Genomic DNA, 16849 nt, shown 5'->3' with positions numbered 1-16849 from the left:
ATTACGTACTGGGGAGAGCTTTTACTGATTAAGGTTCGGTGTTATCTCAGTTCCTTTACTTTGCTTCGCCATTAATTTAGCAAACAAACCATCTTGATTAGCTAATTCTTCAAAAGTACCTTGCTGCACCACTCTACCCGCTTCAATTACGTAGATGCGATCGGCATTGCGAATAGTACTGAGACGGTGAGCGATCGCAATTCGCGTTACCTTCAATTTTTCCAAGCTTTCACTGACCATAGCCTGAGTCCGATTATCCAACGCACTAGTCGCTTCATCAAAAAAGATAACTCTTGGTTTCAATACCAACGCCCGTGCAATCAGTAATCGTTGCCTTTGTCCGCCTGACAAATTTGCTCCTCCTTCAGAAATTACAGTGTGCATTCCCATTGGCATTTGTTCAATATCTTCTGCAAACCCCGCCATTCGTGCTGCATCCCAAGCTTCCTCCATGCTAATTAACGCACCACCACTAATATTTTCAAACACCGTCTCGCTATTGATGCGCCCGTTTTGCAACACTACCCCTAATTGACGACGCACAGCAGAAATATCTAAACCTGATAAATCTTGCCCATCATAGTAAACAGTACCTTGTTCAGGAACATCAAAACCTAGTAACATTCGTAAAGTAGTAGATTTACCACTACCAGAAGGGCCAACAAAAGCAATAAATTCACCTGGTTTAGCTTCAATTGTTACATCATCAAGATTTAAAGGCCCATCTTGCCGATAACGAAAAGTAACGCGATCCAATTTGACATAACCAGAAAGTCTCCCTGGATCGGCTTTGTTTAAATCCACTTCTGGCAATTCATCCATAATAGGTTTAGCGTGTTCCCACAATACTCCAATTTCCAACAAATCGATTAAATTATTACTAAGAGTAGTCACACCTGTAATAAAGATTGCAAAAGCAGTATTAAAAGCTAAAAATGTTCCCATAGATAAACCACCTGTTTCTGTTTGACTTAGCAAACTAGCAGTTATCCAAAAAATTATAATTGGGGTTAAATTAGATTGTAAAATATTAAAAACTGCAATTAAATCTTCAATCCCTTGGTTATCCCGCATCAATTTAAGTTGCTGTTGATAATACTTAGCCCAAAAAGCAAATGCTCGTCCTTCTGCACCTGTGGTACGCAGTTTAGAAATTCCACTAATTAATTGAATTGTTAACCCGTCAATTGTTCCTTCTATTTCCTCCATTTGGGTAGTTTTCTGGCGTTTGAAATAACCTGCGGTGCTAGTGGCAATAACAGTCATAAGCACAATTACAACAGCTACCGATGCTAGGGGAGGGCTATAAATAAATAGTAATCCCAAATTCAGCAAGGAAAACAAACTTTTAAATAGAATATCCAGCTTATCAGAACCTAGTTTATTGCGAATTTGGGTAATTGCATTGACGCGAGAAAGCATTTCTCCAGAAGAATAGTTCCGAAAGAAAGAAAGCCGCAATTTTAGCAATCGATCCCATACCGCAGTTTGTAAATTAAACAGAGAATAAATTCCAAACCGTGCTAAGTTAAATCCTTGTGCAAGTCGAAAAAGTGCTAGACCAAAACTAGCAGCGATTAGTCCTAAAGTGAGTTGAAGTAATAAGCCGCGATCAGCATCAGGAATTGCACTATCAATTAAAGTCCCCGTCGCTTGAGGAACAACCATTTCCATTAAAGCAGCAGCAATTCCTAATACAAAAATATTAAGGATTTCTTTGCCTGTACCACGAAGAGAATATTGAAATAAGGTTAATAAATCTAATTCTTTTTCGGGAAAAGGCCGATAAAACATATAAGCATTAGGAGACAACAGTTTAGCTGTGGCATTATTTAATGCTATATGCTGTTGAGTTACTGGGTTGTAAATTTCATAGTTGAGCTTGTTATTTAGTAGAAGTGCTACTGGAGTATTATCTGCTTGCAAATGAGCTAAAATCGGGCCACAATCTACTCGCCACCAGCGTTCTGTTAGCAACACTCGTCGGATTCGCATTCGGGAGGCACGAGCGATCGCTTCTAGTGGCTCTTTAACCCGCTTCATGTTCTCCGACTTGGCTGGGGGTTTAATTTGAATCCCCATTGCGTGTCCTACTGCTCCTGCGGCTGCTAGCAGGGGATCGGCGGCAAAAGCAACAGTAGATTGTTTGGGCTTAATTAGAGAAACAAAATCTGCGATCGCACCCGAAGTTACAGCTTGATTTAGGCGTTCCCGTTCTTGGAATTTTTCTAAATTTTCCAACTGATTTTGCTGTTCCAACTCTTGCCAGCAGGAGAGAAACTCTTGATTAAAATTATCTAAAACTGTTAGTTGAGTTTGCCAAGGTGCGTGTTCATAAATTTCTGGCGGAGGTAACAAAACGCCACTATGTTCAAATACACAACTTAAATGCTTAAACCAAGTAATTAATAGATTGTAACTCGATAATATATCTGATTTAAACTGCGAACGTTCAAAATGTACTAAAGTGGAATCAACTAAGGGAACTGCCAAAATACAGAGATTGTCTGGTGTTGATAAACTAGATAAATTTTTACTAAATCCAAATAATGCTTCGCCAATTTCTGTAGTAAACAAGTACTGTCGAGAACCTGACAAATTACCATTCTCGAATTTACCAATATAAACCGCTACTGAGCCTGATTCAATCATCCAGACTTTTTCAGAATCATCAAGTAACAATATTTCACCTTCTAGAACCAATTTTGAGCGATTCAAAGCTGGATACTTATTCTTCATTTTCTGCTTCCTCTTCGTGAACTAATTCAGCGTAGAATCCCCCCTTTTGGATTAGTTCGTTATGTTTTCCTCGCTGCACAACAACGCCGCGATCCATCACAATAATTTCATCGCAATCTTTAATAGAACTAAGGCGGTGCGCTACAATTAAACAACTACAACCTCTTTGTCGTAAGTTATTATAAATAAATTGTTCTGTTTCTCCATCTAAAGCGCTGGTTGCTTCATCTAAAATTAAAATTGTTGGATTATTAATTAGAGATCGAGCTATTTCTAAACGTTGGCGTTGTCCGCCGCTTAAGTTTGCACCTCCTTCTAATAACTCGCTATTATAACCACCAGGCATTGCCAAAATTATATCTTGAATTTTGGCATCAATACAAGCCCGACGAAGTTGGGAATCAGAAACTGTTGTATCCCATAAAGTTAGATTATCGCGTACAGTACCAGAAAACAAAAATACTTCTTGTTCGACAGTAGCGATCGAGCTTACTAAAACCGATCGAGAAATTGTATTTCTTGGTTTACCATCAAATAAAATCTCTCCTGACCAAGGTTCATAAAGTCCTGCTACCAGTTTAGCAACTGTCGATTTTCCCGAACCACTTCCTCCTACTAAAGCTACTCGTTGTCCAGGTTGAATTGTACAACTAAAATTTTCAATTAAAGGTTTATTAACTTTGGCATATCCAAAGGTAATGTTACGCAATTCAATATGTCCTTTTAAGCTAATCGGGGAATCAGAAAGTTTTGATTTTTGGGCTTTTACCTCTAAATCATTTTTAGCTAATAAAGTATCCGGGTCATTAGCTAAAACATCATCTAAGCGCATGATATTTCCTGCCAATGTTGGTAGAGTTGTGCCAAATCCCATCAGCTGATTAATTGGTGTCTGGAAACTAATTAATAGTGTTTGAAATGCGACTAGCATACCGATACTCATTTGCCCATTCATAACTTGCCAACCACCTACTGCTAAAACCAGTGTTGTTGTTAAGGCTGTTAATAAAATAGGCAAAACCTGGATAATTTCAAATACTACAGATATTTCTCGCTCAGCATTGGTTATTTTAGCAAAATACCCTGCCCACCGAGCAAAAAAGTCCGATTCTAAAGCCGATGCTTTTAAGGTTTCCATGCTTTGGATACCTGCGATCGACACTCCTTCTGTTTTCCCCCAGTATTTATCAGACTGCATAAAAGCTTCTTCTAGGAAAGCTCCAGTTTTGAACAGCGTAAAAATATTTATAAATGCTAGGAAAAGTGTAAGCGCAGTTAGCACCCAGTTATAGGCAAACATTACCAACAAGTAAATAACTGTCATCACTACGTTGATAATTGTTTCAGCCATACTGCCAGAAATTGCTTGAGCTACCTTGTCATTGAGCTTAACTCTTCCCCCTATTTCACCGGGAAATCTTTGGGTATAAAATCCAATTGGTAGCTTTAACAAATGCCAGAAAAATTGACTGGACATAGTTGCTGCTAATTTAATTTGTAGATGCCTAAGATAACGACGTTGTTGCGAAAATAAAAATGCTTGAATTAAGGTTGTTACCAACATCCCTAAAAGTAATGGACGCAACCAATCGATGCGATCTTCAACGAGAATTTGATCGACGAAAACTTGACTAAAGACAGGTAGTGCTAATCCCGGAATTACTAATAAAAAGCCTAATAAAACACTGAGAGAAACAGCCCCTATTGAAGTTTTGAGGCGTTCTAAAAGCGATCGCAAAACACTCGGCGCTTGTCCTCCTTTTTGGAACTCTGGTCCCGGTTCCATTGCTAGAATCACCCCAATATATGCCTGTTCAAATTCGGCTAAGGAAATGACACGAGGGCCTGTTGCGGGGTCGTTGATATAAACTTTATCTTTTTCAAAGCCTTCAATCACTAGCAGGTGGCTGAAATTCCAAAATGCGATCGCTGGTAATCGCATTTTCCTTAATTGAGAAGTTTGCTTTTTAAACGCTTTGGCTCTCAGTCCGTATTGTCTAGCAGCCTTGACAATACTAGCAGGTTGACTACCATCACGGGAAACACCGCATTCCTGTCGCAACTTTGCTAATGGTACAAATCGTCCGTAGTAACCTAGCATAATGCCGAGCGCAGCGGCTCCGCATTCTACCTCTTCCATTTGCAATAAGGTAGGTGTTTTCACACGCTTTTGATGCTGTTGTTCTATTTCTTGTTTGCGCCGCTGTTTCAACACTACTTTACTCCCATAAGATTTTACTTAAATAAGTCACTGAGTATAACGATTTATTTCTAGAGGGTACGGGAGTAGCCTCTAGTACTCTAAATAGAGTATTCCCTGAATATGCCTAATTGGAACAACTTTTACGACAAAAGTTAAGTTTTTTACCATTTATCTTTTTAAGGCTTCTCGTTAGCAATTTCTGATTTTTTTGAGATAGAGTTGAGGGTAACTCATTTTATTAATGAATGGCTTGATACCAAAAGCTACTAGGTATTTATAAAGGATTAGGTTCACATCCCATACCTTAAACAGCCATTTGTCAAAATCCACTGATTGTAGCCATATTACTCCTTTTGTTAGTCATAGTTAGTCAATTAGTTACTGCGATGGCTCTGATTTTGCTGTAAAGGAGTAAGAGGTTCAATTTCCGGCAAGGCTGGAATTCCTAGCGTGATTTGTACTTGCTCCACTCCCCTTTTAGCTTGTGCTTGAGGCAAACCTTAAACCGTTCCGCTAAAACTCGCACATGAGACTCCTTAACAATGGTGTAGTGATCGCCAGAAATTGTATGAACCTTCACTCCACCGTCCGTTAACTGATTCCAACCCATTGTGGAGTCTGAATTCTCTAACCCAAAAGATTCCTCCGCACGAAAGACAGTAATCTGGTTTGGATAAACAACTGGTGTGTAGCTGCGCTCAGCCTGACGATTTGCCAAGACAACCTCTAGCAGACGGCGAATTTCAACCACTCCAGCATCAGGAAGCACAACGTTAGCCGCCCTTGCCCGCTCCAGCACATAGCTCAACTGCTCATCCGGCGCAAGCGACTGGAGAGTACTAACCGATACAGCAAGTTCCTTCCCAAAATAACTGCCCAAATCCTTAGCAAACCAAGCTAGTGTGGCAGCAGTATCAACCTCCATCAGGTGGCTGTTACGCTGGGGTGCTGAACTATCTATCAAGGCAAGCAGCGCCACTTGCTCACCAGATGAGTGCAACTGTTGAGCCATCTCAAACGCTACCACTCCACCAAATGACCAACCTCCCAGCAAATACGGACCTTGCGGTTGAATCTCGCGGATTGCCTCGATATAATAACTAGCCATATCTTCCATCCGGCTCTTTGGCTCCCCTTCCCCATCAATCCCCGACGCTTGCAAACCGTAAAAAGGCTGGTCTTTACCCAGATGACGAGCTAAATCCAGGTAACAAAGCACATTGCCCCCGATGGGATGAACGCAGAAAAAGGGAGGCTTTGTACCACCAGGCTGAATCGCTACTAAAGGAGAACTCAAGCGAGAACCCGTCGCCTGACGCAGAATGCTTGCCAGATGGTCAATCGTCGAACTGGGAAAAAGCGTCGCTAGCGATAACTTCTGTCCAAAATGCTGCTCAATCTCCAGCATCAGGCGTACCGCCGATAGAGAGTCACCGCCCAGGTTAAAGAAGTCGTCTTTCACGCTGATGGGGTGAATACCCAGCACGTTTTCCCAAATATGAGTCAACTGAAGTTCCCAAGTGTCACGGGGAGCTATAAATGCAGTTGGTTCCATGCGTCTGCTGTCCCTTGGAGTGGGTAGTGCTTTGCGGTCAACTTTCCCGTTAGGATTCAATGGCAGGGACTCCAAGAACGCAAACCCTCCAGGGAGCATATAAGCTGGTAAGTGCTTTTTCAAGTAGGCGCTCAGGCTTTTATCGCATAGCTCTACAGGAGTTGGCTGCTCGTTTAACACTACCTCTGGCGCGAATAGGCGCTCGTAAAATAAGTTGCTCTTTGAGGGAGTTTTGTAGAGAAAAGAATCGTATTCAAATTCAATGCGTTCTCCACTCTGTTTGAGCAAATAGCCTCGAATGTGATAGTCGGGATTTAAGTAGTCTTCACTCAACCGAGCGCTACAAACGGCTTCAATTTTGTCTCCAGCCGCTACTTCAATCCCCGGATAAAACACTGGAAAATAAACAGGTAGCCAGTTGCCGACGTAAGTTAGACTGTCAATGACTTCATTTTCAACCGTGTGTAAATTAAGCCATAATAAAAATCCATCAATTTTGCCACTTTGAGTGATAGTAAGGCTTATCTGTCGGTCATATTCGGGATTAGAGACTTGATTGAAATCCAAGTCTTCAAAAACATCTACAGTGGAGATGATGTTTGACTGAGGAAAATTTCGCAAAGATACCCTTAAGGGAATTTTCCCTCCGAGCTGGTTGAAAATCTGCTGAGTGTAATAACCGGATAGTTCCGAAAAATGTGGCTGACTGGCAAACGTTTCAGGAAGATAAACAGCGGCAATTTTAGTCACACAGCGCTGTGGAATCATCATTCCATCTTCCTTGAGAAACCTTCTGGCATCATTGAGAATCGAAACCGCCCCTTCTGAATTACCGATCGCGCCAATCAGTTCTGAAACACACAGATCGACTTTTTCCGGGAGTTTCACTTGCGTGGCATCCCCATGAATTACCGATATCTTGTCTGACAGCCCCAGAGATTTGACATAACTCGTTGCCTGTTCGTAAGCTTCAAGTTGCATCTCAATGGCGTAAACTTTCTTAGCGCCATGTTCGGCACAGAATTTCGCCCAAACAACATCCTTACCCGTGCCAATGTCTACAACAACTTTGTCCTTAACAACTTTTTTAAGTGCCACCTCATAACTGTGATTTCTCACATGGTCATAGGTCATGGCATAGTACATGATGGCATCATAAACTCGGTAGTCTCCCGGACAGGGCCAGAGTTCTACTTGAGTGTTTTTTGGTTTGGGAACGACATAGGCGACGAGGCGTTGCTTGCCTGATTTTTCTTCGTGAGCCACTACCACACTGTCTTGCACCAGTGGATGCTGATTGAGAGTTGCCTCAATTTCCTCCGTTTGGATGCGGAAGCCGCGTACTTTCACTTGGTTATCAATGCGCCCCAGGATTTCGATGTTACCGTCGCTCCCGATACGGGCTAAGTCTCCAGTTTTGTAGAGGCGAGAATTTGCTTCATCACTAAAAGGATTGCGGATGAACCGCGCCGCCGTCAATTCGGGACGATTGAGATAGCCTCTTGCTAAACCAAGACCGCCAATGTATAATTCACCCGTCATCCCTTTAGGCACGGGCTTTTTGTTTTCATCCAACAAATAAATCTGGGTGTTGGCAATGGGACAACCTATAGGTACAGAGTTGACATCCGGCAATTCTTTCCAAATATTTGGTTCGTAGAGCGTGGATGTGATAGTGGTTTCAGTCAGTCCATAGGCATTGAGCCAGCGGACGCGATTACCCACGATTTTCTGCCAACTCATCAATCGCTCTGGCAAAACCTTTTCATTGCCAACCACAACCAGACGTAGCGTGGAAGGTAATTGAGCTTGCGAACTAGATAGAGCAGATACCCATTCATGCCAGTAAGAAGCAGGCAGGTTGAGAACAGTCAGCTTTTCCCGCTCTATCAGTGCTTGAAACTCTGCAACAGTTGGAGTCACAGAACCAGGACGGAGAACGACAGTACCCCCGCTTAACCAGGTGGGGAATAACTCTTCTGCTGCAACATCGAAACTAATAGAAGCAAACTGTAAAACCCGATCTGTTGTCTGCAAATTATAGTGCTTGGCAATGGAAACACTGTGGTTGGCTAAACCCCGATGCGGAATCTGAACTCCTTTTGGCTGTCCTGTAGACCCGGAGGTATAGATGACATAACCTAGATTGTCAGATGTTATGCGGGTGTCAGGGTTCTGCTCGCTGTATTGGGCAATCTCCTCCCAATCAGCATCTAAACAGACTACTTTTGCTTCGTGTGAGGGAAGATTTTCTAGCCACCGTTTTTGAGTTAACAGCACTGGTGGTTGAGCATCCTCTAGCATCAAGGACAGCCGGTGTTGCGGATAAGTTGGATCTAGGGGGACATAGGCACTACCTGCTTTGAGAATACCCAGCAGCGCGATCGCCATTTCTAAGGAGCGTTCCACACCAATCCCAACGAGAACTTCCGGTTCCACTCCTAAAGAAATTAGGTAATGCGCTACCTTGTTGGCTCGATGGTTTAATTCCCGATAAGTGAGGCTTTCCCCCTCAAAAATCACGGCGATGCTGTCAGGGGTTTGTTCTACTTGAAACTCAAATAACTGAGGAATGCACAATAGTTGAGGCGTTGATGAATCAATATTATTTGCCATTTGTTCTCTTGGTAGTCGCCGTTAATCTCTGCAATACACTGTTTGTCTAAATTTGAAAGAAAAGCGCATTAAAGTTTCAAGACTGCATTAAGAGTCTCCATTATGGTTCCCCAACTCCGCCCGCGTCAGTCGGAAAAGTCGGATCGTTGCATAAATTCCTACACATTACGAAGATAACTTATCTCTTAAGGAGGATGTCAATCAAAATACTTCTGTAAAATATAAATCTTCCGTGAATACCTTTTTTGCAGAGAAAATAAATTGAACCATTCGAGGTAATAAAACAGTCAAAGCATAAGTTGTATCAGTTTCATACCCCTTATTCTAAAGCTGAAAAATTGGCAGCTTATTGCGCTAGCGCACAGGATGTCATAAAAGAAGCGATCGCTTCCAAGACTGCGCTTTGTGCGATCGCTTCCCTTGTTGTCAAGCTTAACCAAAAAACGATTGCCTTTCTTCAAGTAAAAAAGAGGAGGAATGGCACTGGTAGTTTCTACTTTAAGACGATTCCTAAAGCCACTTTCTGAATTTTTCGAGTTAGAGGCTTTTTTTCTAACTTGATGCCCCCTATGAGATGAGCGCGATAAGCGGAAAATTGGGCGATCGCACCCCCTTTTCCCCAAACTCCACCAGCCGCGATCGCACCAGAATGCGATATACCTAGAAACGAGACAGTTTCTACTGGGAGAACGTTAACCCATCTATTTCGTCTGATTATCTGGGAATCGAATGAGGTTAATTGAACGAGTCACCAGCGATGAGGTTATTGAGGCGACGTATGAGTGGCTATGCGATGCCGTCGGGACTATCACCACAATAATGATGTATGGCAGTTGTGGCGCTGGTGGACTGAGAAAAAACCCCTGTTGCTGGCGCAGCGGCGTCGTCCGTGGCTGACTTTTGCGGTTTGTGCTACAGGTGTTGGTCTGTGGTTTGTCTTGCTTCGAGCTTCCTGAGACGTGTTGCGTCAGTGGGAGCCTTTTCTAATAGACTTCTCCAGAAATTAAATATCGACTCAAGCAGGACAAGGGTTTCAGGTTAATTTTCGGGGAGGTTTAATAGGGCTTCCTCTTTTATCTTTATTTTTATCATTAAATTCTGCATCAAGTTGGTATTGTGGTTTATGTTGTTTTTTAGGTTCTGTGTAGGTTGGGGTAGGTGCGCTTCCTTCGTTCATATTCCAAGGGTACGTTCTCCAAACTTCACCGTCTGCGTTGAGCAGCTTCTCCTGTACCGCTTTGATATCAGCTTGGCTCGGTTTCTCCACCCTTTGGCTGTCCACGGGTATGAGGATGTCTTTTGCACTATCGTGATACATCATGATCGATTTGGGGTCGATGTCTCGTGTGTATTGCCACGACCCTGACATGAGCCCCTCGTACAGCAGGAGGATTTGTGCGTCCGCCCCTTGGGCGTCGTTATTGTATCCTTTTTTCAACTTCTGGTAGAGGCGGTAGTTCGGTGTATTTTCTCTTAGTTGGTCCTCAATGTATAGTGTGTTAAGTTCTCCTGCTGATTGAAATCTTTTCAGGCTTGCTTCGTTGAGGATTAGGGGGTTGTGCCTGTCCCATGGGTATGCGTAATGGTACTGTTCGTGGGCGAATCCGAGTCCGTGCATCAACTCGTGATAAAAAGTTCTCTTGTCGAAAAATTCGCAGGTGCTGAATCCTTTCGCTGGCTTTCCTATGGGGCAGTGGCCAACCGACTTTGTGTAATGGAATACAAGGTGCGGGATCTCTAATTTCATCACATCTTCCTCTTTTTCACTTGCTATCGGGGTGAGGAGGGTGACTGATTTGCTTATCGCTTCGTTGAAGTATTTGATCCAGCTCTCTACGTCCGTTTTTTGCTTTCCTTCGTCCAGTTTTATTCGGTACTGTATTGAGGTGTTTTTCGGCCACATTTTCTCTGCTATCGCTGTGTAGACGCTCATCTTTTTGTTCCTTCTTTTGCTGTTTTTTTGTGCTTTTTCCGTCCGTTCTTTGTCTCTTTCCGGGTCGTCTTTTACATTGACTGTTCTTACCATTGGTTTTTCTTTTATGTGTACTTTGCTTCGGTTCCGTAGGCAGGAACGGTTCCTCCTGTCATCTGTCTCTTTCTGATTAATAGGACGTAATTCTTTGGTGTTTTGTGAGTTTTTTCTGTTGTTCTCGTCTCCTGCCTTCCCGTGGAGTGGGTGTTTTGCTTCTGTCTTTCGTCTCTTCCTAATGCCAGCAAAACCTCGCCCAGTACAGAAAACATTGCCTGAGATATATCAACTCAACAGACACTATTGCCCGTTCTACAATAGGAAAGTGTTTGTAATTGAATACTCCCCTACTCTTGCCTCGAAAAGCCTGAGCTAAACCTGTCCACCCACTATGTATTAGCTTGGTGAACTAGAAGGCTTGTTGGATGCACATGAGTTCAGCTGACTTGGGAAAAGATTATAAACCCGATATTGCCTTGTTTATAGAGTTTTGACTGACTCAATTGAATTAAAATAATTTACTCCTCACAGATGAACCTATATTCTTCCCTATTAAGAGAATGCTCCTCTAAAAACCTCTTCATTTTCTGCTTCCCCTCTGCAATATTTTGAGAGCAAATCGCTACAGAAGCATAGGGAACTTCATATTTTTCTTCAGCAGGTATTTCTTTCTCTAGAACAATTACATAGAAATCTGACTCGGATGACAACTCTTTCAGCTTGGCTGCATTTATCCTATGCTTATGCAATGAGGCGTAACAGAGAAAACCATTGTGGTATATACGGGGGAAGCTGTTTTTATTAACAAACGGTTTGATACCGCAAGCAATCAGGTAGGAATACAGGATAAGGTTAATATCCCATATATTAAATACCCATTTAGGAAAATAAAAACCAGCCATCCTAGCATTGATTTCTAAAATTTTTACTCCCAGCGGTGTGTAGATTGCCTCTACGTTAAAAACACCCTGTTTTAATCCAACATTGTGGCAGGCTTTCCAGGCGGCATGAATCAAATTCTCTTGCTTTTCTTTGTCCAGTAAACTAGGCATAATAGCCGTCATTTCCTTACAGAGAGTAGACAGAGTGGGTCCATTATCAGTTACATAACCAGCTACCAACTCACCATCAAACATGATTAGGTCAACATCATGTTCAGACCCTTGCAGGTAAGGCGTGACAAATATTTGATACTTAAAACTTAACCCAGCACCATACTGTGTGGCGGTTTGAATATAGCTTTTATAGTCTTCAAACTTAGCTAATAATTCTTCTTCTGTTTGAATTACCTCTACACCAAAGGAAGCACTTCCAGTATCTAACTTTATTACTAAAGGATAGTAATGTTGTGGAATATTCTGAACATCTGCTACATTATTTAAGACTCGAAAATCTACACCATTGGAAAATTCTCGACATTCATAAGTTAGTTTACTAGACTCATCAGCTAGAATTTTTTTATGAGTCAATAACTTGCTTTTAGCGATGCTTGCGCTCTGATAATCGTTGGCTGGTTTACCTAAAAAGCTAGCGACTAAAGAGGACAAAGGTACATTATCTTCCCAAAACGTAACTACGCCGTCTACGCTGATGCAATGATTGCGGATAACTTCCACAACTGCTAGGGCATTTTCAATATCTTTGCTATGGTCATCAATGTCAATATTGAAAAAATGGCTGCTGTAACTGGCAGCGAAATGTTGAGAATCGCTATCAAATAAAATAATATTGATACCTACTTGATTGGCAAATTCAAAAATATTCAGCTTTGAGTAGCCTCCACCTCCAATCATCAATATATTCTTGCCTTTTAGCATATATTGATAGCAGCGGTACAACATCGTTTCCACCCATTTATCAAGGATGTCAGTCCTGTTGTGAAAATGTTGTACTTCGTATTGCTGCAAGGTACCAATGCAATCACGATCGTTGACTTCAATTAGAAACGGTTCTAATTGACCCTTGTGATTCCTCAAAACAATATCTAAACCAATGAAATCCGTTTGTTTGTTTTGAAGGACATGGGTTAAATATTGCGTTTCGTAGCCAATAATAGATTCTAGTACCGCTTCACCTAATCGGTTAATTTTTTCAACAAGCTGATTCTTATCCTCGTTCGTCAACTGAAGTAAGTTACACACATAGTCGATTGAAAAACTCTCGGAAGTATCTCCATTGATGGGTTGGTCAAGATAACCTAGATTGCAGATAATCCCAGATGTTTCTACAACATTATTGGGGCGGCGGGTCACAAACACCCTCAGCATTGCACCCAGCTTACAATTATCAGTAATACTTGAATCGATAAATTCCTCCACAAGCAGACAATTATTGTCCTGGAGTGAATCCATACATTTCTTAAAATTTTCAACAGCCCTATCCAGATTATCTTTTGATTCAATAGTGCATAGTCGGCTTCCCATCCACCTTACTCCAGAAGGTTTAATCACAAATTGAGAAGCCGGAAATGCCGTCAGATATTCTCGGATTTCATCATTAGAAAGATTTCTAGATAGGGAAATCAATTGAACTTTTGGAGTGACGGGATGATGGCTATATTTTTCTAAAGAAAAGCCAAAAACCATCGTTTGGGATACATTTACATTTCTTGCAGCAGCAAGTAAGCGAGTATGCAGTTTATCATTGGTATATACCTCCAGTTCTATACCACTTGATATCGGACAGTCCGCCAGTCCTTCATAGAACTGAAATTTTTGAGCCTTCTCTTGGTGGACTGGTTCATAAAAACTGAAACCCGCTTCGGTACAAAAGTTACATAAAAAAGTTATCCTTTGAGGAATTTTGAATTTGGTATGAAAACATTGACCAAATTCATTCATGGTAATCCCTTCCAGGATGTATAATACAGATTTATCCCCTTTTTGAATAACTTTTACCCAAGTCGGTTCAGTTACTATAAAAGCACTTTCAGGTAAAATTCTACTTGTGGCCAGAAGTAATGTAAGCCTTTCGTCCGCTAAAGTAAAGAAAACAATACAGGGTTTGCTTTCATCTGATTCTAGTTCCGCCTCAGCTTCCTTAATTGGCTTTAGCTTATAAGCTTGGAGAACTGAGTTGAGTGTCTCAAACATATTTGACTATACTTTTCTGAAATGGCTGTTAGCTAATCAAATCGAGGAACTCTTGAGAATTTTTAAAAATTTATTAAAACTCCCTAAATTATTCCAGAGTTGCTAATTCTATTGTTTCGGACTGCCGATGCTATACTCAAAGCAGTTCTTCAAATCAAAGCTGGCGCTTTCAGTATCACTCTTAACTGTAAAGGCTTGCGAAGGGTCAAATAGGAGTTTGTTCTCGCAAGGGGTTAAGGTTTGGTGGAAAAATTCTTTACAGCGATTTTGCTCATCTGCAACAATAACCCGCGCTGTATGCCCTGTGCGTAATACATCAGTGCGATCGCACCACTCGTAGGAGAATATAATCAGGATGTCCCCAGGCTGGCACAGAAGCGCTCCCCCACCATTGGGACAAATGCAACCTGTTCCTGCCTCTCCTGGCAGAGCATAGGTTGACCAACGGTTGCCGTTACTAATGTTGACTATCTCTACTTCTTCGAGGGGCAGTATTCCGACTTTCTCCAATAACTCTTGGTCAATGGTGATACTGCCCACATAATCGCGCTTGGCATTGGTCACTGTGACCCGATGAAGTTTAGCGTGCATGAGTCTAATTGTAGCCATATTACTCCTTTTGGTAGTCATCTTCGGCACTCTCATCCCCAAACTCTACTAACTGTAATCGCACCCCTTCATATCCATCTCAACCAAAAAGCGATCACCTTCCAAAATTAAGAGAAGCGATCGCTGAGGTATCGGTTCGCGCCCTAGTGTTTGAAGGTGGCGCGGTTTGAGTTAGGGGAGGATGCGGAAGGAGCGATCACAGTTGGAACCGTTTCGGAAATTCCCCTTTTATACTTTATGGTGCCGTTCTTCGGGCTTGGTATTGACTAAAGAACAATCGCACCTTTTTTCTTGTCCCTTACTAATTTTGTTTAAAATACGATCCATCTATCCATTCTGGGCTTTCATTTTTCCCGTCCCAGTAATAAACGTACATATTTCTGAATTTATTGTGCCAACTAGAAGAGATTCCATGTTTCATTATGTCTCCGTCCCGCACAAAACTGTTACTGAATATCAAACAATCAATTTGTTTTGCATCCGTTCGCTCACTTAATGTGTTTATTACTTTCTCTGGTATTACCCCCATCTGCCCTAACGTAAAATTGGGATTTCTCCCTAACTCCATATCTACTACTACTCCTTTGTAACCTGAGTCTGGGAGTAATCCAATCACTCGATCCACATATCCTTTTATGGCATCGTCGTTCGTTTCGGCTTGACTTGTCAATTCAATGCCGACTTTTGTCCATGGTACACTTTTTTGTATGTCTTTAAACAAAAAGTGGCCTTTCACCCTGTTGTGTTGAATAAGCTGGTTTACTATCTTGTTGTGCCTGTCAGAGTCAGGTGCCATTATAACCACCGAATTTGTTTTAAGTTCGTGCATATTCTCTTTAAATCCTTAGTTTTTTTGCTTCTCTTCACACACAACTTTGTGACGCTTCCATCTTGCTTGTTGTGAATCTGCTTTTTGCTCTCAACCCTCATCCTCATCCCCGACAGACTCTTGACAAAGAATTGAAAATAAGGAATACGATACAAAGGAGGAGAGCGGGACGATCGCACAAATCCTCCCACAACTTTCCCCACCTGAAGCTGTTGTTGCCTCCACAGCACCGCCAGACAGGAATTCCCCCAACTTCCAGCTTCTTCCTCAAATTGTGCCAACGCCAAAATCGGTGCAAGCAGCCTTTCACCCAGCGCCAACTCAACACACCGAAAACTATCACTTCTTATCTCTAACTTCCCTTCATTAGTCGCCGCAGCAGAAGCCGACTCAGAGTGCTGCACATCAGGTGCTACCTCGATCGCTTCCTCATCCCCAACACTCTCCACTTCCTCCACCGCAACGGATAATGTCACCGTCTCGCCCACAGTTGCTTCAACTGGCGCATTCCCCTCGGACATTTCCCCAATTGCCGACTCCGTTGCAGTCGGTGGAACAGATTTATCCGTATCCGTCCTCTCCTCCTCGATAAAATATCCCCTCAACTCCTCACGCAAAATTTTTCGTGCCTGGGAAATGCGTTTGCAGACATTCTGGTAGGAAATCTCTTGCTGTTGGGCTATTTCTAGATAAGACAATTCCTGATAAAAATGCAGGATAAACGTCTCGCGCAGCTTTGTTGGTAAGTTATCAATGGCACAACGAATCACAATCCTTTTCTCGTCAGTCTCCATTGCAATTTCTGGCGTATCCTCACTCCATACTAGTCCTTGCTCCTCACAAGAAGCGTAACCTTCTATATCCTCAACTCGATTCGCCCCCCGACTGCGTTCACGATAAATGTCCACGTACAGATTGCGAGTCAGTGTCGTCAGCCATGCCTTAAAATTAAAAATTTCCCCCGCGTACTTTTGCACCTTTTCCCAAGCTTTCAGCATCGCTCGACTCAAGGCATCTTCAGCATCAGTCGGGTTCCCCCCCATCCACTTAATGCAGCAACGGTGAAGATAATCTTGATACTGCTGCCATTGCTGCCAAAACCCTTTCCCTAAATCTTCAGAGCCACCCCGCAGGTTTGACACTCTAACTGTTTGATAATTTGACATAAATGTTGAATTAGTAGTAAACCTACTTGAAACAAAGTGAAACTATTGAAAACCCGTTCTTTCTCGAAGTT

8 protein-coding genes are annotated in these 16849 nt (G+C 42.2%); all 8 read right to left on the bottom strand.

Annotated elements, in window-relative coordinates:
- Positions 1 to 21: 21 nt before the first annotated feature.
- On the bottom strand, positions 22 to 2739 hold the full coding sequence (locus tag ACE1CC_RS27300; RefSeq protein WP_413273585.1) for an NHLP bacteriocin export ABC transporter permease/ATPase subunit: 2718 nt from the start codon (positions 2737 to 2739) through the stop codon (positions 22 to 24).
- Complete coding sequence (locus tag ACE1CC_RS27295; RefSeq protein ID WP_459563926.1) at positions 2729 to 4879, bottom strand: NHLP family bacteriocin export ABC transporter peptidase/permease/ATPase subunit; 2151 nt, start codon at positions 4877 to 4879, stop codon at positions 2729 to 2731. Before ACE1CC_RS27295 ends, ACE1CC_RS27300 begins: the two co-directional genes overlap by 11 nt.
- 508 nt (positions 4880 to 5387) lie before the next feature.
- Complete coding sequence (locus ACE1CC_RS27290) at positions 5388 to 9113, bottom strand: amino acid adenylation domain-containing protein (RefSeq protein WP_413273583.1); 3726 nt, start codon at positions 9111 to 9113, stop codon at positions 5388 to 5390.
- 1033 nt (positions 9114 to 10146) lie between these two features.
- Positions 10147 to 11139: a hypothetical protein gene (locus ACE1CC_RS27285; protein WP_413273582.1), complete on the bottom strand. Its 993-nt coding sequence runs from the start codon at positions 11137 to 11139 to the stop codon at positions 10147 to 10149.
- Between the two features lie 461 nt (positions 11140 to 11600).
- Positions 11601 to 14174, bottom strand: coding sequence for an ATP-grasp domain-containing protein (locus ACE1CC_RS27280; protein ID WP_413273581.1), 2574 nt, complete (start codon positions 14172 to 14174; stop codon positions 11601 to 11603).
- A gap of 108 nt (positions 14175 to 14282) precedes the next feature.
- The gene (gene panD, locus ACE1CC_RS27275) at positions 14283 to 14783 is read right to left on the bottom strand and encodes an aspartate 1-decarboxylase (RefSeq protein WP_413273580.1); all 501 of its coding nucleotides are present in this window, start codon (positions 14781 to 14783) and stop codon (positions 14283 to 14285) included.
- Between the two features lie 301 nt (positions 14784 to 15084).
- Entirely contained in the window at positions 15085 to 15579 is a 495-nt protein-coding gene (locus ACE1CC_RS27270; RefSeq protein ID WP_413273579.1) for a hypothetical protein, read from the bottom strand.
- Positions 15579 to 16778, bottom strand: a complete 1200-nt coding sequence (locus ACE1CC_RS27265) for an RNA polymerase sigma factor (RefSeq protein ID WP_413273578.1) — start codon at positions 16776 to 16778, stop codon at positions 15579 to 15581. The genes ACE1CC_RS27270 and ACE1CC_RS27265 overlap by 1 nt, the downstream gene beginning before the upstream one ends.
- Positions 16779 to 16849: the final 71 nt, after the last annotated feature.

It is taken from the genome of Floridaenema aerugineum BLCC-F46, from assembly GCF_041929345.1.
Lineage (GTDB): Bacteria > Cyanobacteriota > Cyanobacteriia > Cyanobacteriales > Aerosakkonemataceae > Floridanema > Floridanema aerugineum.
The sequence above is the reverse complement of the archived record's forward strand: the minus strand, read 5'-3'. Positions and strand labels throughout refer to the sequence as shown.

Coding starts and splice junctions, on each gene's coding strand:
- ACE1CC_RS27300 (WP_413273585.1), bottom strand. CDS start 2,739: ATGAAGAATAAGTATCCAGCTTTGAATCGCTCAAAATTGGTTCTAGAA.
- ACE1CC_RS27295 (WP_459563926.1), bottom strand. CDS start 4,879: ATGGAAGAGGTAGAATGCGGAGCCGCTGCGCTCGGCATTATGCTAGGT.
- ACE1CC_RS27290 (WP_413273583.1), bottom strand. CDS start 9,113: ATGGCAAATAATATTGATTCATCAACGCCTCAACTATTGTGCATTCCT.
- ACE1CC_RS27285 (WP_413273582.1), bottom strand. CDS start 11,139: ATGGTAAGAACAGTCAATGTAAAAGACGACCCGGAAAGAGACAAAGAA.
- ACE1CC_RS27280 (WP_413273581.1), bottom strand. CDS start 14,174: ATGTTTGAGACACTCAACTCAGTTCTCCAAGCTTATAAGCTAAAGCCA.
- panD (WP_413273580.1), bottom strand. CDS start 14,783: ATGGCTACAATTAGACTCATGCACGCTAAACTTCATCGGGTCACAGTG.
- ACE1CC_RS27270 (WP_413273579.1), bottom strand. CDS start 15,579: ATGGCACCTGACTCTGACAGGCACAACAAGATAGTAAACCAGCTTATT.
- ACE1CC_RS27265 (WP_413273578.1), bottom strand. CDS start 16,778: ATGTCAAATTATCAAACAGTTAGAGTGTCAAACCTGCGGGGTGGCTCT.